This is a genomic window from Flavobacterium sp. MMLR14_040 (assembly GCF_033657265.1).
Classification (GTDB): domain Bacteria; phylum Bacteroidota; class Bacteroidia; order Flavobacteriales; family Flavobacteriaceae; genus Flavobacterium.
Genome location: NZ_JAWVWO010000031.1, coordinates 1 through 25,633, shown reverse-complemented (window position 1 = coordinate 25,633; position 25,633 = coordinate 1). Strand labels below are relative to the sequence as shown.

Below are 25,633 nucleotides of genomic sequence, written 5' to 3'. Positions count from 1 at the left end.
TAAATATACGATTTTATCCAAAGAAAAAACCCGTTATGTTATAAAAACGTAACGGGTTTGTTATTTCTGTTATAAAATTTATCAATTTATAGATTTGTAGGCTCTTCGGCTTTGTGTACTTCTACAGAAAGTTCCTGAGAATCATCTTTTAAATCCATTAAGATTTCATCACCTGAATGTATTTTTGAAGTAATGATTTCTTCTGCTAACAAATCTTCAACATATTTCTGAATCGCTCTTTTTAGAGGTCTTGCACCAAATTGTCTGTCAAAACCTTTTTCAGCGATAAATGCTTTTGCTTTATCAGTAAGACTTAATTTATATCCTAATTCAGCAATACGAGTGTACAGTTTTGTAAGCTCGATTTCGATAATCAAATCAATATCATGTTTCTCTAATGCGTTGAACACGATTACGTCATCAATTCTGTTTAAAAATTCTGGAGCGAAAGTTTTTTTCAATGCATTTTCGATAATGCTTTTTGAGTTTTCATCGGCCTGAGCCACTTTTGCAGCAGTTCCGAATCCTACACCTTGTCCAAAATCTTTCAACTGACGTGCTCCAACGTTAGATGTCATGATAATGATAGTATTTTTAAAGTCGATTTTACGACCTAAACTATCGGTCAAATATCCGTCATCAAGCACCTGAAGCATCATATTAAACACATCCGGATGCGCTTTTTCGATCTCATCTAAAAGAACAACACAATAAGGTTTTCTACGAACTTTTTCAGTTAATTGTCCACCTTCTTCGTAACCTACGTATCCCGGAGGCGCTCCAACTAAACGAGAGATAGCAAATTTTTCCATGTATTCACTCATGTCGATACGAACCAATGCATCTTCAGAATCGAATAATTCTTTTGCTAAAACTTTTGCCAATTGGGTTTTACCAACTCCGGTCTGACCTAAGAAAATAAACGAACCAATTGGTTTATTAGGATCTTTAAGTCCGGCTCTGTTACGTTGAATAGAACGTGCAATTTTTAAAACCGCATCGTTTTGACCAATTACTTTATTCTGAATCAATTCAGGTAATTTGGCTAATTTATTACTCTCTGTTTGTGCAATTCTGTTTACAGGAATCCCGGTCATCATGGAAACAACATCGGCTACATTATCTTCTGTAACTTCAATTCTGTTGTTTTTAGAATCTTCTTCCCATTGCTCTTGTGCAACAGCTAAATCTTTTTCGATACGTTTTTCATCATCACGAAGTTTGGCAGCTTCTTCATATTTTTGTTTTTTCACTACCATGTTTTTGTTTTCGCGAACTTCTTCTAACTGACGCTCTAAATCAAGAATTTGTTTAGGAACATCAATATTAGTAATGTGTACACGAGAACCAGCTTCGTCAAGAGCATCAATAGCTTTGTCCGGTAAAAAACGCTCAGACATATATCTGTTTGTTAATTTAACACAAGCTTCGATCGCTTCCTGCGTGTAAGTTACGTTATGGTGATCTTCGTATTTGTCTTTTACATTGTTCAAAATCGCGATTGTTTCCTCAACAGAAGTTGGTTCTACAATTACTTTTTGAAAACGTCTTTCAAGAGCTCCGTCTTTTTCAATATATTGTCTGTACTCATCAAGCGTTGTTGCACCAATACATTGAATTTCGCCTCTTGCTAATGCAGGTTTGAACATGTTTGAAGCATCAAGAGAACCTGTTGCTCCGCCAGCACCCACAATAGTGTGAATTTCATCAATGAAAAGAATGATATCGTCATTTTTTTCAAGTTCGTTCATCACGGCTTTCATTCTTTCTTCAAACTGACCGCGGTATTTTGTTCCGGCAACTAAACTTGCCAGATCAAGCGTTACTACACGTTTGTGGAAAAGAATACGTGATACTTTTTTCTGAATGATACGCAATGCTAATCCTTCGGCAATAGCAGATTTACCAACTCCTGGTTCACCAATAAGAAGTGGGTTGTTCTTTTTTCTACGGCTTAAAATTTGCGATACACGCTCTATTTCTTTTTCGCGTCCTACAACAGGATCTAGTTTTCCTTCTTCGGCCATTTCTGTTAAATCTCTCCCAAAATTATCTAAAACCGGAGTCTTGGATTTTTTGTTTGACTTATTGGCTGGATTATTAAAACTACTTTCCTTAAGACTGTCATCTTGTCCTGAATCGTCATTGTATGATTCGTTTCTTGGCAAGTTTTCTAAGAATTCTTCTTCGTTTGGAGTCATATTTAAATATTGTTCTTTAGCTATGTCATAATCTATTTTTAGTTTATTCAACAGCTTGGTTGTGGGATCGTTTTCGTTTCGTAAGATACATAAAAGCAGGTGGGCCGTGCTAATTGATGAGCTCTGAAATACTTTCGCTTCCAGAAAAGTTGTCTTCAGTGCCCTTTCCGCTTGACGGGTAAGATGAAGATTTTTCTTTTCAGCATTTACTTCAACGCTTTGATTGGCCGGACTCAGTATTTCTACCTTTCTGCGCAAATGATCTAAATCGACTGCAAGGTTATTAAGTATATGAATGGCTTTACCGTTTCCATCCCTCAAAATGCCTAGCATTAGATGTTCAGTACCTATAAAGTCGTGACCCAAACGTAAGGCCTCTTCTTTACTGTAGGTAATAACATCTTTTACTCTTGGTGAAAAATTATCATCCATAATATATAATTGTAATTGTAAATTTAGTGAATTAGTCTTTGAAAAACAAAAACCATACCCTTCCGAATCTCCTGTCAGCTAATAGACAAAAAAAATAACAATAAAAGCGTTAAAAAACGCTTAATTTATTAACTAAAAAGTAAAATAAAGTTGTTAATAAATCATTGAAATAAGTGTAAGTAAATAGCTGAAAAAATTTCAAAAAACCGTATCTTGGCACGCTTTGAAACTAATATAATTATTAAACATAACAACTTATGTCTGAAGGAGAAAAGTTAATTCCCATTAACATAGAAGATGAAATGAAATCAGCTTACATCGATTATTCGATGTCAGTAATCGTATCAAGAGCGCTTCCGGATGTTAGAGATGGCTTGAAACCAGTGCATCGAAGAGTTCTTTACGGAATGTATGACTTAGGAGTAACATCAAGATCTGCCCACAAAAAATCTGCGAGAATCGTAGGGGAGGTTCTGGGTAAGTATCACCCACACGGAGATACATCTGTTTATGATGCGATGGTACGTATGGCTCAGGAATGGAGTATGCGATATTTATTAGTTGATGGTCAGGGTAACTTTGGTTCTGTCGATGGAGATAGTCCGGCGGCAATGCGTTATACTGAGGCCAGAATGCGAAAAATCTCTGAGGATATTATGGCAGATATCGAAAAAGAAACAGTTGATTTTCAATTGAACTTTGACGATACATTATATGAGCCAAAAGTAATGCCTACAAGAGTTCCTACCTTGTTAGTAAACGGTGCAACCGGTATTGCAGTAGGTATGGCAACCAATATGCCTCCACACAATTTAACTGAAGTAATCAATGGTACATTGGCGTACCTTGATAATAACGATATTGAAGTTGACGAATTAATGACACATATTAAAGCTCCTGATTTTCCAACTGGTGGTGTAATATATGGTTATGAAGGCGTTCGTGAAGCTTTTAAAACCGGTAGAGGACGTATTGTAATGCGTGCAAAAGTTGGTTTTGAAGAAGTTGACGGTAGAGAATGTATCATCGTTACCGAGATTCCATATCAGGTTAACAAAGCCGAAATGATCAAACGTACGGCTGATTTGGTTAACGATAAAAAAATTGAAGGTATTGCCAATATTCGTGACGAATCTGACAGAAACGGTATGCGTATCGTTTATATCCTGAAACGTGACGCTACGCCAAACGTAGTTTTGAATACCTTATATAAGTTTACTTCACTGCAATCTTCTTTCAGTGTAAACAATATTGCATTGGTAAAAGGACGTCCTCAAATGTTGAATCTAAAAGATATGATTCACTATTTTATTGAGCACCGTCATGATGTTGTAGTTCGTAGAACACAATTTGAATTACGTAAAGCCGAAGAAAGAGCACATATTTTAGAAGGTTTAATTATTGCTTCTGATAATATTGATGAAGTAATCGCTATAATTAGAGGTTCTAAAAACACGGAAGAAGCTCGTGAGAAATTAATCGAAAGATTTAAATTATCAGATATTCAGGCCCGTGCTATTGTTGAGATGCGTTTGCGTCAGTTAACAGGTCTGGAGCAGGATAAATTACGAGCTGAGTTTGAAGAATTAATGAAATTAATTGAGCACTTAAAAGCATTATTAGCTGATGTTGATTTGAGAACTAAATTAATTAAGGAGGAACTTGAAGAAATTCGTGAGAAATACGGAGATGAGCGTCGTTCTCAAATTGAATATTCTGGTGGAGATGTAAGTATCGAAGATTTAATTGCCGATGAAAATGTAGTAATTACAATTTCTCATGCAGGTTATATCAAGCGTACGAACTTAACAGAATATAAAACGCAGAATAGAGGAGGAGTTGGACAAAAAAGTGCAGGAACAAGAGATCAGGATTTCCTTGAGCACATGTTCGTTGCAACCAACCACCAATATATGATGTTCTTTACCCAAAAAGGAAAATGTTTCTGGATGCGTGTTTACGAAATTCCGGAAGGAAGTAAAACGGCAAAAGGTAGAGCAATTCAGAACCTTGTAAACATTGAAAGCGATGATAAAGTAAAAGCTTTCATTTGTACGCAAGACTTAAAAGATAAAGATTATATCAACAGTCATAACCTTGTAATGGTTACCAAACAAGGTCAGGTTAAGAAAACTTCTTTAGAGAAATATTCTAAACCAAGAGTAAATGGAGTTGCGGCTATTACTATTAAGGAAGGCGACGAATTAATGGGTGCGCAATTAACAGACGGTGAAAGCCAAATTATCCTGGCCGTTAAATCTGGTAAATTGGTTCGTTTTGAAGAAACTAAAACACGTCCGATGGGAAGAACAGCTTCTGGAGTTCGTGGAATTAGCTTAAAAGACGATACTGATGAAGTAATTGGTATGGTTACTGTTGCTAAAAATGATGTTAACGATTCGCAAATTTTAGTTGTAACTGAAAATGGATACGGAAAACGTACCAAATTAGTAGACGAAGACGGAGAAGATGTTTACAGAATTACGAACCGTGGTGGAAAAGGTGTGAAGACACTTAACATTACAGAAAAAACAGGAAAACTTATTTCTATCAACGCTGTAACTGATGCTGATGACTTAATGATTATCAATAAATCAGGATTGACAATTAGAATGGCTATCGAAGATTTACGTGTAATGGGTCGTGCAACTCAAGGGGTTCGATTAATTAACTTAAAAGGTAAAGATTCTATTGCAGCCGTAACAAAAGTCATGAAAGACGATGTTGAAGAAGTTGTTGTTGATGAAGATGGAAATGTAGTTGGGCCGGTTATCGAAAGAGTTAAGCCAGATTTGGAAGTTCTTGAAGACGACGGTACAGTTGAAGACGATGAAGACGATACTGATGAAGTAGTAGAAGACGAAGATGATTCTGAAGAAGAATCGGAAGAGTAAAAATATATAACCACGAAAATTAAAATTAAATACACAAATTGAATATTATGAAAAGTAAATATGTAATACTTGCGTCAGCATTATTGATTTCGGTAGCTACTTTTGCTCAAAAAGATCAAATTAAAAGTGCTGAAAAAGCATTAAAAGGCGGAGATGCTCAAGGAGCAATTACGATACTAAAAGATGCTGAAAACATGGTGGTGAATGCCAAAGATGTTGAACAGGCTCAATATTATTTTGTACAAGGTAATGCTTACCTTGATTTAGCAAATAAAAAAGTAGAAGAAAGTAAAAATTTATCTTCAGCTGCTCAAAGCTATAATAAATTGATTGAAGTTGAAAAAGCATCTGGAAAACAAAAGTATTCAACTCAGGCTGCAGCTTCAATTACTCAAATTAAAGGTTTATTGATTAATTCAGCAATTGCTGACACTCAGGCAAACAAACATGCTGATGGAGCAAAAAAATTGTATGATGCTTATTTGTTAGACAGAAAAGATACAATTAACTTGTATTATGCTGCTTCAACAGCTGTAAATGCTCAGGATTACGATACAGCTTTACCAATGTATGAAGAGTTGAAAAAATTAAACTATTCTGGAAAAGGAACAAGCTATACTGCAATCAACAAAGCTTCTGGTAACGAAGATGGTTTCAATACAGCTAGCGAAAGAGATTTGGCTATTAAATTAGGAACTCACGAAAAACCTAAAACAGAAGCAATTCCTTCTAAAAGAGGTGAGATCTACAAAAACTTAGCTTTGATTTTAGTACAAAAAGGACGTGTTGAAGATGCTAAAAAAGCAATTGCAGATGCAAGAAAAGCAAATCCGGATGATTCTTCTTTAATTCTTTCAGAAGCTAATTTATATTTAGAAACTAAAGATTTTGATACTTACAAAAAATTAGTTGGAGAGGCTTTACAAAAAGATCCAAACAATGCTGATTTAGTTTTCAACTTAGGAGTTATTAGTGCAAATGCTAAAAACAATGCCGATGCTGAAAAATATTATTTGAAATCAATCGAAATTGATCCAAACTATACAAATGCTTACCTTAATCTTGCAGCTTTAAAATTAGAGGCTGAGAAACCAATCATTGACGAAATGAACAAATTGGGAACTTCTGCAAAAGATATGAAGCGTTATGACGTTTTGAAAACAGAAAGAGAAAATGTTTTCAAAGGAGTAATTCCTTATCTTAAAAAAGCACATGAATTAGATCCTAAAAATGATGATGTTTCTAAAACATTATTAGGAGTTTACAAAGCTTTAGAAATGACTGCTGAGGCAAAAGCATTAAAAGCTACAATGAACTAGAATTCTATTTCTTTTGATAATAAAAAAAAACCATTCGTTACAACGAATGGTTTTTTTTATGCCTTATACTTTTTAAATTAACTTACTAAAGTAGCAGATAAGGTAATTGTAGTATTCAATAGTTTAGATATCGGACAAATTTCTTTTGCTTTTGCTGCTGTTTTCTCAAATTCTTCTGCAGAAATAGAAGGGACTTTTCCTTTTAAATCTAAATGAATTAAAGTAATTGTGCCATCTTCAAAAGTTACAGTCGCTTCTGTTGATAAATCATCTGCAGTAAAACCTCCTTCATTTAGTAAAAAACTTAATTGCATTGTAAAACACCCCGAATGAGCTGCAGCAACAAGTTCCTCAGGATTTGTTCCAACGCCATCTGCAAATCTGGTTTTAAATGATAATTGAGCATTATCGAGGGTTGTACTTTGAGTGCTAATTTTTCCAGTTCCTTCCATACCGGTTCCTTGCCAGTTAGCATTTGCTTTTCTTGTAAATTTCATGTGATATTGTATTAAGGTTTATAATCTTTTGATACTCAAATATAATCAATATTTTACAGAATAGTTTTATCAAATTTAATTAGAATGTTAAGTTTGAGGATTATTTAACCGCAAAGCACGCAATGTTTTTTTAGACTGAGCTTATAAAAAAACGCAAAGTTCGCAAAGCTTTGTATGTTCCAGCTTTGCGAACTTTGCGTAAAATCTTTGCGTGCTTTGCGGTAAAAAAAACCTAGTGCATAAAAAAAGGTGCAATGAAATTCATTACACCCTAATTTATTTTTAATATTTAAATCTTATTCCTGACCTAAATTTCGCAATTGTTTCAGTTTGTCTTTCCAAACGTCAAGACTTTCCTTGTGAATAGCAATGTTTTTACGAACTTCAAGAACAATTGAATTCTCTTTTTTAGCGTTTTTAGTATTCGTAAAAAACTGAATGTTATTCTCTAATTGGAATATTTCGTTTTGTACTTCTTCAATTTTACGCATTAAGAAAATCTTTTCGTTATCTAATTTTCTCGTGTCGTTACTTTCAGATAATGAATCTATTCTGTTTGAGAAACGCATCATTTCTGTTTCTTTCTTACTCAAACTTAATTTTTCGAAAAGAGCATCCAGAATTTTATTGAATTTACCTTCAATATGACGTCTTGAAAAAGGAACTTTTCCAAAGCCTTTCCAGGTTTCAATATGTTGTTTTATTGCATCTAAATCTGTTTTGTGATCACCTGTTAACTGATAAGTTCTCAGAATATCTAAATAAGCTTTTTTATTATCAAAAGCAGCAACTTCATCACCGTTTTCTTCAGATTTATGCTCTTTTAATTTGTCAAAATAATGATTGCAGGCGTCTTTGAATTCTTTCCAGATTTTATCAGAATATTTTTTAGGCACATGTCCAATTTGCTTCCATTCTTCCTGAATTTGCTTCATTATTGGAGTAGTGGCAGCAAAATCTGTACTTTCCTGTAATTCTTTGGCTTTAGCAACCAAAGCCATTTTTTTATTTAAATTATCGTTTTGGTCTTTTTTAATGTCTTTGTAAAACGAATTTTTAAATGAATTAAAGTTTCTAACGGCAGTTTTAAACGCGGCCCATGTTTCTTCATTTACTTCAGATGGAACTTTACCAGCTGCAAAAAACTCATTTCTAAGTGCTTCAACTTTTTGTATTTGTACCAGCCATTGCGAATGTGAGTTTACTTTTTCGGTACCCAGTACTTCTATTTTTGCAATAATTTCCTTTTTAACTTCAAGGTTTTGCTGTTCGTTTGCTCTTTGGCTTTCAAATAAAAGTTCTCTTTTATCATGAATTTTTTTAGTTAACTCACTAAATTTATTCCAAATCACATCACGGTGTTCTTTAGAAACCGGTCCGATATCTTCTTTCCAGATTCTGTGTAAATCCTGCAATTCACGGAAAGCTTTGCTAATATCAGTTTCATTAACCAATTCTTCAACGCGAGCAATAATTTTTTGCTTTTGATCTAAGTTATATTTAAAGTCTAAATCTCTTGCTTCACGATCTAAATGCAGATAATCATAAAAATTTTCTACATGAAAGTGATAATTATTCCAAACGTGATTGTATTTATCTTTCGGAATTGCTCCTGCATTTTTCCATCTTTCTCTTAAATCATTAAAATGTTTAAGTGTGTCTTTGATGTTTTCCTGCGGATTTATAAGCTCTTTTAGTTCTTCAACAATAGCAAGTCGATTCTCTAAATTTGTTTTTAAATTAGTTTGTAAATGTTTAAAATGAACATTTCTTTTTTCTCTAAAGATGTTGTAGTATTCGTCAAATTTAGATTTTAAAGGAGAATGATATTCAAATTCTTCATTTGGATCCTCTTTAGAAGCGTTAAATTCTTCTTTTTTCTCCTCTATAAGATGATTGTATTGTAATAAAAACGATTTTTTAATTTCTTCAATATGATCTTTTACAGACATTACTTTATCTGTATTGACAAGTTTTTTCAATTCATCAACAAGCGCATCCATTGAAAAAGTGTCATAATCCTGCATAGGAATATCATGACGCTCTTTTAGCGTCTCATCTTCACTCTCTTCGGCATTCGAATTTGTAATAGCGTCTAATGCTGTTTGATGATTTGCTTCCACAGTTTCATCTGCACTTTCTATTTCATTTTCGGGTGCTGTCACTGTCTCTGATGTTTCAATTGCATCATTCTCGATAGAATCACTAATTTCGATTCCAACTTTTCCGTCTGCCTCTTGCAGGTTATCATTCTTTTCTTCTAACATTTTAAATGTATAAGTATATTGATTTAAACATTGCGAAAGATAGTAAAGGTGTTTCTAAATACAAAATAAATCGTTTGTTTATCTGCTATTTTGCGGTGAAATTCTTATTTATTGAAGTGATTTAAGATTATGATACTTGTTTTTTCGCTTTATTTTTGAAGTAAATTTAAATTTAAAAACAATATCGTTTTAAGAAAAACAATAATAAAATAATATTTTAGTAAATAACTTCTTATTTTAATTAAAACTTAAAAGAGAATTAACATTCCGACTTCAATACCAAAATTATAAGACTTATGACTTCCAAAACCCACACTTGGATGAATATAGGCCATATCGTTTGCTGTTATTCGTCTGCCAAATTCTAAAAAAGCATTGTTTGGAAATCCTTTGTTTGTAGCGTTATATCTAAATGCCGCATCAGCTGCAATCCAGTTTTTTCCCATTATAAACATGAAATAATTTTCAAACGAAGTTGTATTAATGTCTTCTCTATTATCCGAACCTGCAAAACTAAGCTGGTTTTCCAGAGAAGAAATCCATATTATTTTGTCTTTCTTTAAATATTTTCCGTAGAAAAAGGCAGGAGAGAAAACCCATTTCCCGGATCCGCGAGCGGGATCAGTTGCCGAATTAGAAATGACTCTGGCGCGAAAAGCAATTCCGCCATTTTCATGTTCTAAATAAGGGATATAACTGATTCCTGCACCAATATCACCAATTCCGGTTTTATTATCAGAACTTGAGTTGGTTGAAATTAAAGGAAGATCAATTCTTAAATTCCATGCTTTGTTGGCGATAGGATGTAAAAATCGAAGTTCGGTCGTATTAAATGATCCGGAATCTGTATCTAAATATTCATTAAATAATAAAATGGTTTTTAGATAATAATGATAGCGTGCCTCTGTATATACGTTTTTGGCAGCTTCTTCAGTGTCCTGAGCTTTTGCGAAAAAAGTAATAAATAAAAATAGCAGTAAAAAAAGGTAGAATTTTTTCATAACTACTTATAAATGAGTAGTCTAAAAGTACGAAAATTACCTTAACATTTTACCCTCTGCTGTTTTTTATTTATTCCATATTTTCCATGCTTTTTCAGCCTGAAAAATAAGCATATCATAACCGTTTTTAATTATTGCTCCTTTTTCTTTAGCATTTTTTAAAAATTGCGTTTCTTCAGGATTATAAATTAAATCGTAAGCGATGTGCTTATCTGTAAAAAACTCGTACGGAAGATTAGGACAAGCTTCAATATTCGGGCTTGTTCCTACTGGCGTACAGTTGATTATGATTTGAAAATTATCAAATGTAGTGGCATTTATCAAATCGTAATCAATAATGTTTTCTTTTGCTTCCCTGGAGACAAAAGTGTACGGAATATTAAGTTCGTCAAGGGCAAAGGCAACACCTTTTGATGCGCCTCCTGTACCAAGAATAAGCGCTTTTTTATGATGTGGTTCTAATAAGGGCTTTAAAGACTTTTTAAAACCATAATAATCTGTATTGTAGCCTTTTAATTTTTCTTTTTTGGTGAATTTAATGGTGTTAACGGCTCCAATTATGGCTGCTTTTTTTGATAATTTATCTAAAAACGGAATAACTTGTTCTTTATAAGGTATCGTTACATTTAGCCCTTTTAAATCAGGATTGTTTTTTATTAATCCACTGAAATGATTAATTTCTGAAATATCGAAGTTTTCATAGCTGTTGCCCAAAAAAACTTCATCATTATTAAACTTTTCAGTAAAATATCCTTTTGAAAATGAGTAACTAATATTACGCCCTAATAAGCCAAAACGTCTTTTTAAAATATCAATCATTATTGTTTTCTGTGTTTTTCTATATAGTTTCTAACCGTTTTCTTTGTCCAAACCACTGGAAATAAATCTTCGATTAAAATGTAATTATCAAAGTTTAAACGTAACCCATTGCTTAAATGGAATTTTGCTTTTGTGTTGTCCTGAATCATAAAATACAATCCTGCCAAACGATATTCTATTTCATTTTCTTCAGGAAAATACTCAGTAGCTTGCAATAAAGTCTGAATTGCGCTTTCAAATTCTCCTAAAAATTGTAAAATATCAACCCAGAATAACCAGGTATCTAGCGCATAATCACCAAATTCTACCGCTTTTCTATATCCAAATTCTGCTTCTTCAAAAAAGTTCATTTGTTTGTTGATCGTTGCATAACGTTTCCAATACAAACGATTTTGATTGTCGATAGCTAAAGCTTTATTTACAAAAAATAATGCTTTTTGGAAGTTTTTCTGGCGAACATGAAAATCAGTAATGGCAATCCAGCCTTTGTCTAAAAGCGGATCTTCATGAACAGTTTGGTTATAATATTGAAGCGCTTTTACAGAATTCCCCAATTTTTCGTAACACTTACCAATTCGTAATAGAGCATACGAAGTCGCATCGTCTAATTCGATCGTGCGGTTGTAGCTTTCAATAGCTTCGTTGTATTTTTTAAGACGCTCGTAAGCTTTTGCTTTTTCCATAAAAGCACCTAAAAACTCATCGTCAATAAGTGTTGCATAATCAAAAGCACGAATGGCGTTTTCGTATTCTTTTACCCCATAATGCAAACGTCCAAGTTGATGCCAGGCGATTTCACTATATGGGTTTTTGTTGATATAATCGTTAAGATAAAGAATAGCTTCCTGGTTTTGATCTAAAAATTCAAAACAGTAAACTACATTATAAAGCGCAGATTGATCTTCTAAATCTTCTTCAAGACATTTGATGAAACTTTCTTTTGCCATCTCAAGGTTATCCATGAAAAGATATTCCATTCCAATTAAGTTGTACACATCGGCGTAGTCGTCAGTATATTGCAAGGCAATTTTAAGCAATTCTACAGCTTTCTCGTGTTGATCTCTTTTGGAGCAGATATTCGCTTTCTGGATGTAAATTTCCTCGTTATTTGGTTCAATTGCATACAACTCATTTAAAAGCTTCTCAGCAATCTCAAGTTTGTCGTCATAAACCAGCATTTCTACTTGTACTAATTTTAAGCCTGTAGATTTTGGGTGTTGGTCTAATGCAAGTTTTAAGGCCTTTTTTGCTAAATTAGCCTTACCTATATCTAAATAATGAAGAATAATTTCTTCAAATTCTTCAGAATCAAAAAAGAGTACTTTGTTAGTTTTTAACATAGACTCAAATTTTGATAAGGATAGGTTATAATCTTCTTCTTCGTTGCTTAATTGCATACTTTGTTTTATTTGAAATTAGCCTGTTATAAATTTAGGCAACCATATTATTGTTGTGTGGAAAGGAAATTAATTGTTTTGAACAATTTAATTAACAATATGGACAGAATTCACATTCTGTTTTTAATCATAATCTTCTGAAATGTAAAAGATTATTCGTTATTATTCTTCTTTTTAATGTAAAGCTTTAATTAAGCTTTTTGTTGTCTTTTAATGATTTGATCCATAACTTCTAAAATTATGGCGCAGCCTTCTTTTATTTCTTCTTCAGAGATGGTTAATGGAGGCGTTATTCGTATAGCACATCCTTCAAATAGTAACCAGAATAAAATAAGACCTTTGTCCTGACAGCTTAAAATAACTTCATTGGTTATTTCGGCAGTTTCGGTCATTGCGGCAAGCATTAATCCTTTTCCTCTAACTTCCTTTATCAAAGGATGTACCAAAAGCGATCTGAACAGTTTTTCCTTCTCTAATGCTTCTTGCATCAAATTAGTTTCAGTTAATTCCTGCAAAGTAGCTAAACAAGCTGACGCAATGACAGGATGGCCTCCAAATGTGGTTATATGCCCTAATTTAGGATTTTCTGTTAAAAGATCCATTTTTTCTGCCGAAGCTGTGAAGGCTCCTACAGGCATTCCACCACCCATTCCTTTTCCCATAACCACAATATCCGGTACGACATCGTAATTTTGAAAACCAAAAAGTTTTCCTGTTCTGCCGAAACCAGGTTGAATTTCATCGACAATCATCATGGCACCAACTTCATCACAGCGCTTACGGACTTTCTGTAAAAAGTTATCGTGAGGCTGAATAAATCCGGCACCGCCCTGAATTGTTTCAAGTAAAATTGCCGCAGTTCTGGTTGTTATTTTTTGTAAATCTTCTTCGTTGTTAAAGGTAATAAAATCAACGTCAGGAAGCAATGGTCTAAAAGCTTGTTTGCGTTCTTCAAATCCCATAACACTCATAGAGCCCATTGTGTTGCCATGATAAGCATTATGACACGAAATAAGCTGACTGCGACCTGTTGATCTTTTGGCTAATTTAAGCGCGCCTTCAATCGCTTCTGTACCTGAATTAACCAAATAGGTTTTATTTAAAGATTCCGGCAGGAGTGAAGCCAGTAGCTTACAATACTGTACGGCCGGACTTTGCGAATATTCGCCGTAAACCATTACATGCGAATATTTATCTAACTGATCTTTTATAGCCTGATTTACCCTTGGATGCTGATGCCCTAATGTGCAGGCAGAAACTCCGGCAACAAAATCTAAATATTTTTTATCGTTAGTGTCGTAAATATAAGAGCCAATGGCATGTGAAACTTCCATTCCTAATGGATAAGGAGAAGTTTGTGCCTGGTATTTTATAAAATCTGGATTCATTTTTTTGAGGTTCTAAGTTGCTAAGCTACTAAGATTCTAAGTTTTTTAGTTTAGGATAGAAAACTGAAAACTGCGACTGAAAACTAAAAACTACTTTTTAGTTTTTGCACTCGCTTTTGCTGTAGTTTTTATCGCTGGTTTCTTTTTACCGTAATCAAGTGTTTCCTTCCTGACTTTCATCGGAACATTTTCTTTTGCGTTTTCGTCTTTTCCTTCCTGAATTAATTTCTCATTCATTTCATTTTCTTCGGCAGTAAAAATATCATCTTTCGACTTTATTCGCTCGTCACCGCGCCAGACTAAACCTCTTAATTTACGGGCATTTTCGGGTAAATCAGCTTCAGGATAAATATCGCCATCTACTTTGTTGAAAAACGTAATGGTTTCAACCGCATTATTCTCTAAAATAAGATTGATTTTACTACTTACATTTTTATTAATTCCGATGAGTTCCTTCGCGTCATTTCGCATATAATAAATGACTTCGGTATTTTTGATGACGTCAACATCATGTAGTTTTCCTTCTTTGAATTTTCCAAATAAATTAAGTCCTTTTACCTGATTAAAACCAGTGCTCAGCGTGTCCCGCGAGACGAGAAACGTATTGTTGAGGACTTTTAGCGAATCGAGCTTTTTTGTGTTATTATCACCAATTAAATGCATGATATCTCCGGTAATCTGATTTTCGCCATTCCATAAAATCGGATTTCCGATTAGTTTTGTCAAAGCCGTTTTAGAATTAGAATGAATCGAATCACATTTTCCGCTCATGTCAGTTTTATAAAAACGAACATTATTATAAGCTCTCAAAATACGTTCGCCTTCTTTTCCTGTAACCATCAATTTTGTTCCGTGAATGTAAACCGAATCATTTTCAACCTGGTTAATCGCAACAGCTCTTTTGGTTACAAACATCGAGTCCTTTAGCTTGTATAATTCTGCATAATGGCCTTTTACAACACCTTTATTAATAGAATCTGTAATTTTTACATTTCGTGTTGCCGAAGCAAATTCGGTATTTCGATTATAAAATAAACTATCGCCTTCTATACGCCTGTCATCATATTTGATATAAGAGTTTCGAACAAAATGAGCTACGTTTTTCTTCGTATCATAAAATCCTTTTTCGGTATAAATATAATTGGCTTTACTTGTAATTGTCGACGGACCAAGTAAATAACTATGGCCTGAATTACTATAATAATCTAAATGATTTGATTTAATAACGTATTTTGGATTCGTAATTGTCACTTCGGTTAAAAACTGAAACTTCTTTTGAGCAACATAATAGCGGCCTGATTTACTTACCAAAGTATTATCTTTATTTACAATTGTTCCTTTTGAGTTGTAAAAAACTTCCTGAACATTTCGGTCAAAATTAATGGTATCCGTTTGCAAAGTAGCATCCGGCGAACTCATAACGGCATCCCCTGTCGCGAAAGCCCTTTTGAAATTTCCGTTATATTCGGCGTATTTACTATTAAGAAATAAAGTATCACCCTGCACTAATTGTACATTTCCAAAGGCTTTTAGGTAGTTTTCTTTTTGAAAAAAATAAGCTTTATTGCAAGTTAGCACAACACCGTCATGATTTACCTTTACATTTCCGGTTAGTAAAAGTGCATCTGGCATTAATTCCTGATTGACATCAGAATAATCGGCATTTTCAACAATAATTTTTTTAGGTGCCTGCGCAAAAATGCTTTGAACACTTAAAAACAGCAAACAATAAGTTATGAAAAACAGTGATTTCTTCAATTGATTAAATTTTTGTCAAATTTATGAAAAAGGTTACAACCTTTGAGGATATTAGGATTAATTTATATTTTTTAGATGCAAAGGTTCAGAGTAGCAAAGGTTCAAAGGTTTATAAAAGAATTTTTATGCATAAAGTATATCGTAGAGACGCACTGCAGTGCGTATAACATAAAGATGCGGGATTCAATTTAAAAAACAACAATTTTCAAAATTTCAGATTATTAAAAACCTTTGCCTCTTTGAACCTTCTTTAAGTTACCAACAAAACAACAAACTATTTCGTTGTAGTTGACTTTTCAGGAACAGAATTAATGCAAAATGATTTTTGTTTCTTTTGAATTTTAAAAATTAGATTAAATTTAAAAAATGGTTGCTATTGATTAAGAATAACTCAGTAAAAAATAATCTCGATTTCGCTAAAACTGGAATTTAGAATTTAAAAATTGGAGTTTATAAATGGATTATGATAAATAAAAGAATTTTGGTTGCAGGAATGGCTGCAACAATGCTGTTTTCGGCATGTAAAACAAGAGATTTGAGAATGAATACAGCAAATGAAGAAAATGCTACAAATAAGAAAATTGTAGTGTATCAGGTTTTTACACGTTTATTTGGAAATAAAAATACAACCAACAAACCCTGGGGAACAATTGAAGAAAATGGAGTAGGAAAGTTTAATGATTTTACAGATAAGGCGCTTCATGAAATTAAAGATTTGGGCGTTACTTATATTTGGTATACTGGAGTTCCGCATCATGCTTTGGTTGGGGATTATACAGCTTACGGAATTTCAAATGACGATCCCGAAGTAGTTAAAGGCCGCGCAGGATCGCCGTATGCGGTAAAAGATTATTATAATGTAAATCCTGATCTGGCTGCAAATCCGGCAAATAGATTGCAGGAATTTGAGGCTTTAATAGCCCGCACACACAAAGCCGGATTAAAAGTAATAATAGACATTGTGCCCAATCATATTGCCCGAAAATACGAAGGAAAAAATAATCCCGAAGGAATTAAAGATTTTGGTGCCGACGATAATATAAATGTAGAATATAATCGCAATAATAATTTTTATTATATCCCAAATAATCATTTTGAAATCCCGGATGGAGATATTCCTTTAAACGGAGAAAAAAATCCAATGGTTGACGGTTTCTTTGATGAAAATCCTGCTAAATGGACAGGAAACGGGTCTCGAAAGGTAAAACCGGATCAAAATGATTGGTACGAAACCGTAAAAGTAAATTACGGAATTCGTCCGGATGGTTCAAAAGATTTTCCTGAACTTCCTTCAGGATTTGATCAAAAATCATATCAGGAACATTTTGCTTTTTGGCAGGATAAAGACGTTCCGGATTCGTGGAAAAAATTCAAATCTATCGCTTTATACTGGACAGCAAAAGGTGTCGATGGTTTCCGTTATGATATGGCCGAAATGGTCCCGTTTGAATTTTGGAGTTATATGAATTCGGCTATCAAAATGAAAAATCCAAATGCTTTTTTATTGGCAGAAGTTTATAATCCAAATGAATATCGCAATTACATTCGCTTAGGAAAAATGGATTATTTGTATGATAAAGTCGAAACTTATGACAAACTAAAAGATATAATTAGAGGAAAATCATCGCCGGATGGATTGTCAGATATTCAAAAAGGAATGTCGGATATTGAGCATCATATGTTGCATTTTTTGGACAATCATGACGAACAGCGTTTAGCAAGTCCTGAATTTGCAGGAACGCCCGAACGGGGAAAACCTTTAATGGTAGTTTCAGCAACAATTAGCACATCGCCAACAATGGTGTATTTTGGACAGGAAGTAGGAGAGGCCGGAAATGAAAATGCAGGTTTCGGTACGCGTTCGCGAACTTCAATTTTTGATTATATAGGAGTTCCAAATCATCAGCGCTGGATGAATGAAGGAAAATTCGATGGAGGACAACTTTCTGAATTAGAAAAAAACTTACGTGATTTTTACAAACGATTATTAAATTTTTCAATTAACAGTTCTGCCTTGATGGGAAGTTTTCAGGAAATTCAATCTGTAAATCGCCAGAATAATCCAGGTTATGATGAATTGATTTATTCGTATGTTCGTTGGTCACAAAATCAAAAACTAATAATAGTTGCCAATTTTTCATCTGAAAAAACAAGTGAATTTGATTTGAAGATTCCAACAGATATTATTTCAAAATGGAATTTAAAAGACGGAGAATATCAACTCATAGATCAATTGTATAAAAAGAATGCTGTTCAGTTAAAAGTAGCGAATGGTGAAGGAATTGCAAAAGTTAAAATTAGCCCTTCAGAATCATTTATTTATGAGTTAAAATAGGTTTCTCAGTTCGAGCGGAGTCGTGAACTTTTAATGCATAAAAAAAAGCTGATACTTAATTTGTATCAGCTTTTTTGTTTTATACTTTTCGAACCTTTTTTAAGGCTTCTATGTAGTTTTCGTTTACTTTTTCCCAATTGATATGTTTATAAAAAGCATCAATATAACTTCCTTTTCTATTTTGATAGTCAAGATAGTAAGCATGTTCCCATAAGTCAATTCCTAAAATTGGAGTTCCCGGAACCAAAGCATTTCGCATCAACGGATTATCTTGATTTTCAGTAGTAGTAACCTGAAGTTTTCCCAGTTTATCAACTACCAGCCAAACCCAGCCAGAACCAAATTGTTTTGTAGCCTGACCTTTAAACTGATTGGTAAGATTATTAAAAGAACCAAATTCCTTATTAATAGATCCGGCCAAAGTATCCTGCGGTGTTTGTTCCTTAGGTGTTAAAAGATTAAAGTACATGGTGTGGTTGTAATATCCACCTGCATTTTGACGAAGCTTAGCATTATTAAGATCTAACTTTTTCAAAATATCCTCAATCGGCATATTTTCAAACTCCGTCGATGCAATTTCTTTATTCAGATTATTTGTATACGATACATAATGTTTCGAATAATGCGTTTCTAAAGTAAGAGAACGAATTTCGGGAGCGAGCGCATCGTAAGAAAAAGGTAATTTTAGCAATCCGAAAGAACCAGGCTCAGCTTTTACTTCGTCTGGAGAACCAATTGTTATTTTTTCTTCCTTCGTAGGCAAAGGAACTTCAACAACTTCAGTTAGCTTATTACTCTCGTTACAAGAAAATAATAGTAAAAATGAAGCCGAAATTGTCAAACAGGTGATGATTTTCTTCATGATAGAAATTATTTTGATGTTAAAGAATTAATTATTGCAATATAATTTTCTTTTGCTTCATCAATCGAAATATGACTAATTTGCATCCATGCATTTGTTTTGAATGCATCGCGCAAATCAAAATTTTCAGATTGATTGTATACTGCGGTTCCAAAAGTTGCCTGTTTGTAATACGCATAAAGCCTTAGCTGCACATCTTGCGGCAGCGAGGCCTGAGTCATTTTTAAAGCAGTTTCTACAGCCTCTAAAAAGCGAGTATCTAAATCTTTTTGAGTCATTTATGCTTTTGTAGCGATAATAGTTTTACCGCCAATTGCTTTTTGGTTCAACTCTACATTAATTTCTGTACCTAAAGGTAAAAATAAATCTACTCTTGAACCAAATTTAATAAATCCGGCATCAGTACCCTGCACAACCTGCATTCCTTCCTGAGCGTAGTTTACAATTCTACGCGCCAAAGCACCTGCAATTTGTCTGTATAATATTTGCCCAAAAGTTTCATTTTCAATTACAACCGTTGTTCGTTCGTTTTCTTCGCTTGCTTTTGGATGCCATGCTACTAAAAATTTTCCCGGATGGTATTTACTAAATTTAATAATACCGTCCATTGCATAACGCGTAACATGCACGTTTATAGGCGACATAAAGATAGAAACCTGTAAACGTTTGTCTTTAAAAAATTCACCTTCATAAACTTCTTCAATTACCACAACTTTTCCGTCTACCGGAGCAAGAATGTGATCGCTGTTTCTAATTGCGATTCTTTTAGGATTTCTAAAAAATTGCAAAATAATAATCAAAACTACAACGCCGGCAATTTGTACCAGCATTCTTAGCCAGGTAATATCAATGAATTTGTCAGCAATTAAAAGCACAGCAACTGCAAAAACAGTACCTAATAAAATGGATGGGCCTCCCTCTTTATGAAACATAATATAAAATTTGGTAAAATAAATATATAACTGGTGCTACAAATATAACACTATCTAATCGATCTAAAACACCTCCGTGTCCCGGCATTATCGAACCGCTGTCTTTTACGCCAGCAATTCTCTTAAATTTTGATTCAATCAAATCTCCTATAGTTCCGAAAACACTAACAATGAGCGCAATTATCATCCAAATTAAAATAGATTTATTGCTAAACTCAGGAGTAGGCTGAATGTAAAATTTGGAAATTAAAAAACCTGCAAAAGCCGCAAAAACAACTCCGCCAAAGAAACCTTCAATGGTTTTTTTAGGAGAAATACGTTCAAATAATTTATGTTTTCCAATAGATTTTCCAACCAAATAGGCAAAAGTGTCATTTGTCCAGATTAAGATAAATAAGCCAATTATGATTTTCGGATTGTAAGCGGCAATTCCAAAAGAAATTTTGACTATAAAAAGAAATGGTAACATTATGTATCCAATCAGGTAAATGTATTTTGATACTTTACTTATGATCTGAGTGTCATCAAACAGAAACACGATACATTTTATGGAAATAATTAATGTAATAATGAGTAATACAGAAAATAATTTATCTGTATTAACAGTAAGGATCGTGTTTTCTTTTAAAATTTTACTGATGTAACTTTCAGTTTCAGTTCTATAAAAACTGATTAAAGATACAGTGGAATAAAAAAGCGAAACAAATAGTATAGCAAAGTACTTGTTGATTTTTACTAAATTACAAAATTCATAAGTTGCTATGACCAGAAATATACCAAAAAGAATGATAAAGCTCTCTGTAGAAAACAGAATTGAAGTTAAAAGTAAAGCGATATAAACAGCACCAGAAATGGTTCTCTTGAGTGTTTCATTCATCTTAAAGGTCCTCTAAAAGCAATAAATACAGATTTTTGGCAACACTTCCGTATTGTGTAAAATCTTCTTCTTTTGCTTTTTCGAAATATTTTATGGTGGTGATATTGGTAGGATAGTCTCTTTCGTATTTGCGTTTAATAGCGCTTAGCCCATCGCTTTTCATTGGCAGCATCTGGCTTGTTGTGGCTACAATTACAATGTTTGGAGGTAGTTCGTTTGGTTTATTTTGTTTGATTTGTTTTGATGAAAATAAAATAGATCCTTCGTCAGCAATTAAATTTTCGCAGGTTGCAAATAAAAATTTTGGATTTGAAGGAGAAAGATAGGGTAATTTATTCTCTTCTAATAAACTAAATAAGGCAGGTTCATAACATAAAACTTCTTTTTCAAACCAGTCGTTTTCTTCAAGGATATTTTCGAACTGTTCAGCTACTTCCTGTTTGTTTTCACAATACAAAAATTTACCTCCATTTTTCTTGAAATTGAAAATGAATCTTTCGTCTATAGACAAATGACTATCCTGAACTGGAGAGCCTGCATATTCACTTTCGTTTTCTTCATCAGAAGCGGCGTCGCTGGAACCAAATATTTTTTTGAAAAAATTCATTTTTATATGAAATACTTTACATGTTAATTGAAAACGTTCAAAGATAAAAAAATCTTAATTCAAAAGGCTATTTTGAATTAAGATTTTAATAAATAATGTATATTTCCTGAATAATTTACGAAACTACTTCTTCCAAATTTTTGTCAAAAGTACGTTTTCCGAAAATCGTTTCTAAGTCATCTTTAAAGATAACTTCTTTTTCTATTAAGATGTCAGCCAATTGATTTAGCTTGTCTTTGTTTTCCTGTAAAATTTGAATTGCTCTTTGGTATTGACCTTCAATTAATTCCGAAATTTCTTTGTCAATAACTTTCGCAGTTTCATCAGAATATGGTTTAGAGAAATTATATTCGCTTTGTCCGCTTGAATCATAATACGTAACATTTCCGATTTTATCATTCAAACCATAAATTGTTACCATTGCACGAGCCTGACGTGTTACTTTTTCTAAATCGCTTAATGCTCCGGTAGAAATTCTGTCAAAAGTTACCTTTTCAGCAGCTCTTCCACCCATAGTAGCACACATTTCGTCTAACATTTGATCTGTTCTCACGATTTGTCTCTCTTCCGGTAAGTACCATGCAGCTCCCAAACTTTGTCCACGAGGTACAATCGTTACTTTAATAAGTGGTGCAGCATGTTCTAGCATCCAGCTTACAGTTGCGTGACCAGCTTCGTGAATTGCGATTGCTCTTTTCTCTTCTGGAGTAATAATTTTATTTTTCTTTTCAAGACCACCAATGATTCTATCAACAGCATCTAAAAAATCTTGTCTGTCTACAGCAGCTTTGTTGTTACGGGCAGCAATTAAGGCAGCTTCGTTACAAACATTTGCAATATCAGCACCAGAGAATCCCGGAGTTTGTTTTGCTAAGAAATCAAGATCAAGACCTTCAACTTTTTTGATAGGAGCTAAGTGTACTTTAAAGATTTCAGCTCTTTCGCGAATGTCCGGTAAGTCAACAAAAATTTGTCTGTCAAAACGTCCTGCACGCATTAATGCTTTATCAAGAACGTCAGCTCTGTTTGTCGCAGCCAAAACAATTACGTTTGAGTTTGTACCAAAACCATCCATTTCTGTCAATAATTGGTTCAAAGTATTTTCTCTCTCGTCGTTTCCGCCAGACATATTGCTTTTTCCTCTTGCTCTACCAACAGCATCAATCTCGTCGATGAAAATAATAGCAGGAGATTTTTCTTTAGCCTGTTTGAATAAATCACGCACACGTGAAGCACCAACACCTACGAACATTTCAACAAAATCAGAACCTGATAAGGAGAAGAACGGAACCTGAGCTTCACCGGCAACCGCTTTTGCAAGCAAAGTTTTACCAGTTCCCGGAGGTCCTACAAGTAAAGCTCCTTTTGGAATTTTACCTCCAAGATTGGTGTATTTTTCAGGATTTTTAAGGAATTCTACAATTTCTTGTATTTCCTCTTTTGCACCTTCTAAACCAGCTACATCTTTAAATGTAGTTTTGATATCTGTTTTTTCGTCAAACAGTTTCGCTTTTGATTTTCCAATATTGAAAATTTGTCCGCCACCTCCACCGGCACCGCCTGACATTTTACGCATAATGAAAATCCATACACCAATGATGATGATGATAGGAAGAAGACTGATTAAAATATCGCTCCAGTTATTTTTTTGAAGAAAGTTAAAATCTTTTAGTTTGCCTTCACCAACTGCTTTTTCTAGTTTAGTTTGAAAAATTTGATCGTTACCAATTTCTAAAGTATAGTGCGGACCTTTATTTGGTCTGTCAAAAATATCTTTAGCTACTTTTTTATTGGCAGCATCTTTAAGAGCTGCAGCATTTAAGTATACTTCAGCTTCAGCTTTATTATAAACGATTACTTTTTCAATTTGTCCTTTCTCTAATAATACATTGAATTTAGAAGAAGTTAATTGAGCAGGTTCGCTTAAGTTAGATCCACCGGTTGCAAAACTTATAAATAAAAAAACTAGAAGTATTGCAGTATATATTAACCAGGGACTTATTTTAAATTTACTCGGATTTGGATTATTATCTTTAGCCATTAGAAGAAATTTTCTTTAGTATTTGTTTTCGATTGTAGTTATTTTGGCGTCACCCCAAAGGCTTTCGATATTGTAATATTCACGAATGTGTTTCTGGAAAACATGTACGACGATGTGCACATAATCCATAAGAACCCATTCCGCGTTATCGGTTCCTTCTACGTGCCACGGTTTATCTTTTAAGTCTTTTGATACTGTTTTTTGAATTGAATTCACAATGGCGTTAACCTGAGTGTTAGAGTTACCGTTGCAGATAACAAAATAGTCACAAACAGCCGTGTCTATCTCTCTTAAGTCAAGAATATCGATATCATTTCCCTTTACTTCTTCAATTCCTTTGATTATGTTCGCCAATAGAACATCGTTATTAATAGTCTTTTTCGCCATGAATTATTTTATATGATTTTGTAAAGTTACCAATTTTTGTGATTAATTTTGAACCTTAACAAAATATTAAATTAAGTATAAATAAATTATTTTAATGAAACTAATCAAACTCGATGCCATAGATTCTACAAACGATTTCCTAAAAGCTTTAGCAAGTCAGGACGAGCTTGATAATTTTACCGTCGTAACGGCTGAAAATCAGACAAAAGGCAAGGGGCAGATGGGCTCTAAATGGCAGTCTGAATCAGGTAAAAACTTAATTATGAGTGCCTTGGTAAAGGATTTTCTATATGATAATGAACAGGTTTTTAATCTGAGTATTGTGGTTTCATTAGCCGTAATCGAAACTTTAAAATCTTTTGATATTCCCAATTTATGTATAAAATGGCCTAACGACATTATGTCATACAATAAAAAAATTGGTGGCATACTTATCGAAAATACCCTCAAAAGTGATGGCAGAATCGTGTCAGTTGTAGGATTAGGCTTAAATGTTAACCAAACCAACTTCACTGAATTGCCACATGCATCTTCATTGGCAGTAATTACCGGAAATACTTTTGATAAAGATATTCTTCCCGCTTTAATCATTGACAAAATACAAGAGAAAATCAGATTGTGGGAAACCAATTCAGCCGACTTTTGGAAACAATATTTCAATACTTTGTTTAAAAAAGGTGTTCCGATGCCGTTTAAAAATGGTGCCGGACGAAACTTTATGGGAATCATTCAAGGCGTTTCTTACATCGGGAAAATTCAAATTTTATTAGAAGATGATTCTGTTGCAGAATTTGATATAAAGGAAGTTCAAATGCTTTATTGAGGAAGTTTTGCCACGAAGGCGCTAGGACGCAAAGTTTTTTAAAGTATTTCGCAAAAGAAGCGAAGAAATTAAACTTTGTGTCTTAGCGCCTTTGTGGCATAAAAAAAAGCCCAATCAAGAAGATCAGGCTTTTCAAAATTTATAATTTACAAGTAACAATTCACCATTAAAGTTTAGTCATATTAGTTGCCAAAGTTTCAATGAATTTGCTAATTGGTCCTTTAATCATCATGGCCATCATTGGGTTAAATTCGCCCTCAAATTGCAATTGAACAGCGCTTGAGGCATCAGAAACACTTTCGATGTTCGAAACCAAAGTAAACGGAAGTTTATCACTTGCAGCACCCAAAACAATTTTGTTTGGTGCTACTTTTTCTTTCATTTTTAGTTTTATTTCCGGCATACCTTTCAGTCCAAAAATAAAAGCATCTTCGCCAGTCACTTCAAATTTAGCGATATTATCCGGCATTAATTTTTCGAAATTCTTTACATCAGTCAATAAATCAAATAAATCCTGAGCTGATTTCTGAACAGTAACCTTTGGACTTTCTAAGTTCATATTTTATTTTTTTATAGTATCTAATTATTTATTACTGCGATCATTTTTTTTACCGCAAAGAGCGCAAGGTTTTTTTGATTTTGATTGTAAATCTTTATGAATAAAAAGTTCGCAAAGCTGGATGTTAATAAATCCAATTTTTAAATCACAAATTCCAAAAAAAGAGCGTAGCGATTTTTTTAAAATCTAAAATCTAAAATCTAAAATCTAAAATCTAAAATCTAAAATCTAAAATCT

General features: G+C 33.5%; 20 protein-coding genes. 4 read left to right on the top strand and 16 right to left on the bottom strand.

The annotated features are described in order from the left end of the window. Nucleotides 1-86: 86 nt before the first annotated feature. Nucleotides 87-2,633: an ATP-dependent Clp protease ATP-binding subunit gene (locus tag SD960_RS22925; RefSeq protein WP_042564250.1), complete on the bottom strand. Its 2,547-nt coding sequence runs from the start codon at nucleotides 2,631-2,633 to the stop codon at nucleotides 87-89. A 257-nt stretch (nucleotides 2,634-2,890) separates the two neighbouring features. Between SD960_RS22925 and gyrA the strand changes: the two genes are divergently transcribed. Together gyrA and SD960_RS22915 are read left to right on the top strand one after the other, a co-directional pair. Beyond that, nucleotides 2,891-5,527 carry a DNA gyrase subunit A gene (gene gyrA / locus SD960_RS22920; protein WP_318806202.1) on the top strand — a complete coding sequence of 879 codons (2,637 nt, stop codon included), beginning with the start codon at nucleotides 2,891-2,893 and terminating at the stop codon, nucleotides 5,525-5,527. 47 nt (nucleotides 5,528-5,574) lie between these two features. Then, on the top strand, nucleotides 5,575-6,846 hold the full coding sequence (locus tag SD960_RS22915; protein WP_073393643.1) for a tetratricopeptide repeat protein: 1,272 nt from the start codon (nucleotides 5,575-5,577) through the stop codon (nucleotides 6,844-6,846). Nucleotides 6,847-6,923: 77 nt separating this feature from the next. Here the strand turns inward: SD960_RS22915 and SD960_RS22910 are convergent, their stop codons facing one another. From SD960_RS22910 to SD960_RS22880, 7 genes are all read right to left on the bottom strand, one after another. Next, nucleotides 6,924-7,343 (bottom strand): OsmC family protein, encoded by a 420-nt coding sequence (locus SD960_RS22910; RefSeq protein WP_042564253.1) that lies wholly within the window; start codon nucleotides 7,341-7,343, stop codon nucleotides 6,924-6,926. A gap of 296 nt (nucleotides 7,344-7,639) precedes the next feature. Beyond that, nucleotides 7,640-9,610, bottom strand: a complete 1,971-nt coding sequence (locus SD960_RS22905) for a DUF349 domain-containing protein (protein ID WP_318806201.1) — start codon at nucleotides 9,608-9,610, stop codon at nucleotides 7,640-7,642. A 248-nt stretch (nucleotides 9,611-9,858) separates the two neighbouring features. Continuing rightward, on the bottom strand, nucleotides 9,859-10,611 hold the full coding sequence (locus tag SD960_RS22900) for a lipid A phosphoethanolamine transferase (RefSeq protein ID WP_318806199.1): 753 nt from the start codon (nucleotides 10,609-10,611) through the stop codon (nucleotides 9,859-9,861). A 66-nt stretch (nucleotides 10,612-10,677) separates the two neighbouring features. Further along, nucleotides 10,678-11,430 carry a shikimate dehydrogenase gene (aroE, locus tag SD960_RS22895; protein ID WP_318806197.1) on the bottom strand — a complete coding sequence of 251 codons (753 nt, stop codon included), beginning with the start codon at nucleotides 11,428-11,430 and terminating at the stop codon, nucleotides 10,678-10,680. Further along, a complete protein-coding gene (locus SD960_RS22890; protein WP_318806196.1) occupies nucleotides 11,430-12,827 on the bottom strand; it encodes a tetratricopeptide repeat protein in 1,398 nt (465 codons plus the stop codon). The genes aroE and SD960_RS22890 overlap by 1 nt, the downstream gene beginning before the upstream one ends. Before the next feature lie 191 nt (nucleotides 12,828-13,018). Then, entirely contained in the window at nucleotides 13,019-14,215 is a 1,197-nt protein-coding gene (locus tag SD960_RS22885) for an aspartate aminotransferase family protein (protein ID WP_318806195.1), read from the bottom strand. Between the two features lie 90 nt (nucleotides 14,216-14,305). Continuing rightward, entirely contained in the window at nucleotides 14,306-15,973 is a 1,668-nt protein-coding gene (locus SD960_RS22880; RefSeq protein ID WP_413230388.1) for an OstA-like protein, read from the bottom strand. Nucleotides 15,974-16,436: 463 nt separating this feature from the next. On the opposite strand from SD960_RS22880, the gene SD960_RS22875 reads away from it, so the two are divergent. Continuing rightward, nucleotides 16,437-18,308, top strand: a complete 1,872-nt coding sequence (locus SD960_RS22875) for an alpha-amylase family glycosyl hydrolase (RefSeq protein WP_318806193.1) — start codon at nucleotides 16,437-16,439, stop codon at nucleotides 18,306-18,308. A gap of 79 nt (nucleotides 18,309-18,387) precedes the next feature. Here SD960_RS22875 and SD960_RS22870 read toward each other — a convergent pair whose 3' ends face one another. The 7 genes from SD960_RS22870 to rsfS form a co-directional block, all read right to left on the bottom strand. Continuing rightward, nucleotides 18,388-19,170 (bottom strand): superoxide dismutase, encoded by a 783-nt coding sequence (locus SD960_RS22870; protein ID WP_318806191.1) that lies wholly within the window; start codon nucleotides 19,168-19,170, stop codon nucleotides 18,388-18,390. Between the two features lie 8 nt (nucleotides 19,171-19,178). Continuing rightward, the gene (locus tag SD960_RS22865) at nucleotides 19,179-19,448 is read right to left on the bottom strand and encodes an acyl-CoA-binding protein (protein WP_042564262.1); all 270 of its coding nucleotides are present in this window, start codon (nucleotides 19,446-19,448) and stop codon (nucleotides 19,179-19,181) included. Further along, nucleotides 19,449-20,102 (bottom strand): phosphatidylserine decarboxylase family protein, encoded by a 654-nt coding sequence (locus tag SD960_RS22860; protein WP_042564263.1) that lies wholly within the window; start codon nucleotides 20,100-20,102, stop codon nucleotides 19,449-19,451. Beyond that, on the bottom strand, nucleotides 20,092-20,979 hold the full coding sequence (locus SD960_RS22855; protein WP_318806188.1) for a phosphatidate cytidylyltransferase: 888 nt from the start codon (nucleotides 20,977-20,979) through the stop codon (nucleotides 20,092-20,094). The genes SD960_RS22860 and SD960_RS22855 overlap by 11 nt, the downstream gene beginning before the upstream one ends. A gap of 1 nt (nucleotide 20,980) precedes the next feature. Beyond that, nucleotides 20,981-21,586, bottom strand: coding sequence for a lactate utilization protein B/C (locus SD960_RS22850; protein WP_318806187.1), 606 nt, complete (start codon nucleotides 21,584-21,586; stop codon nucleotides 20,981-20,983). Nucleotides 21,587-21,701: 115 nt separating this feature from the next. Continuing rightward, nucleotides 21,702-23,627 carry an ATP-dependent zinc metalloprotease FtsH gene (gene ftsH / locus SD960_RS22845; RefSeq protein ID WP_073393649.1) on the bottom strand — a complete coding sequence of 642 codons (1,926 nt, stop codon included), beginning with the start codon at nucleotides 23,625-23,627 and terminating at the stop codon, nucleotides 21,702-21,704. Between the two features lie 15 nt (nucleotides 23,628-23,642). After that, on the bottom strand, nucleotides 23,643-24,014 hold the full coding sequence (gene rsfS / locus SD960_RS22840; protein ID WP_042564267.1) for a ribosome silencing factor: 372 nt from the start codon (nucleotides 24,012-24,014) through the stop codon (nucleotides 23,643-23,645). Between the two features lie 94 nt (nucleotides 24,015-24,108). Here rsfS and SD960_RS22835 point away from each other — a divergent pair, with 94 nt between their 5' ends. After that, nucleotides 24,109-24,837 (top strand): biotin--[acetyl-CoA-carboxylase] ligase, encoded by a 729-nt coding sequence (locus tag SD960_RS22835; protein WP_318806184.1) that lies wholly within the window; start codon nucleotides 24,109-24,111, stop codon nucleotides 24,835-24,837. 166 nt (nucleotides 24,838-25,003) lie between these two features. On the opposite strand, the gene SD960_RS22830 is transcribed toward SD960_RS22835, so the two are convergent. Beyond that, nucleotides 25,004-25,396, bottom strand: a complete 393-nt coding sequence (locus SD960_RS22830) for an SRPBCC family protein (RefSeq protein ID WP_318806182.1) — start codon at nucleotides 25,394-25,396, stop codon at nucleotides 25,004-25,006. Nucleotides 25,397-25,633 lie beyond the last annotated feature (237 nt).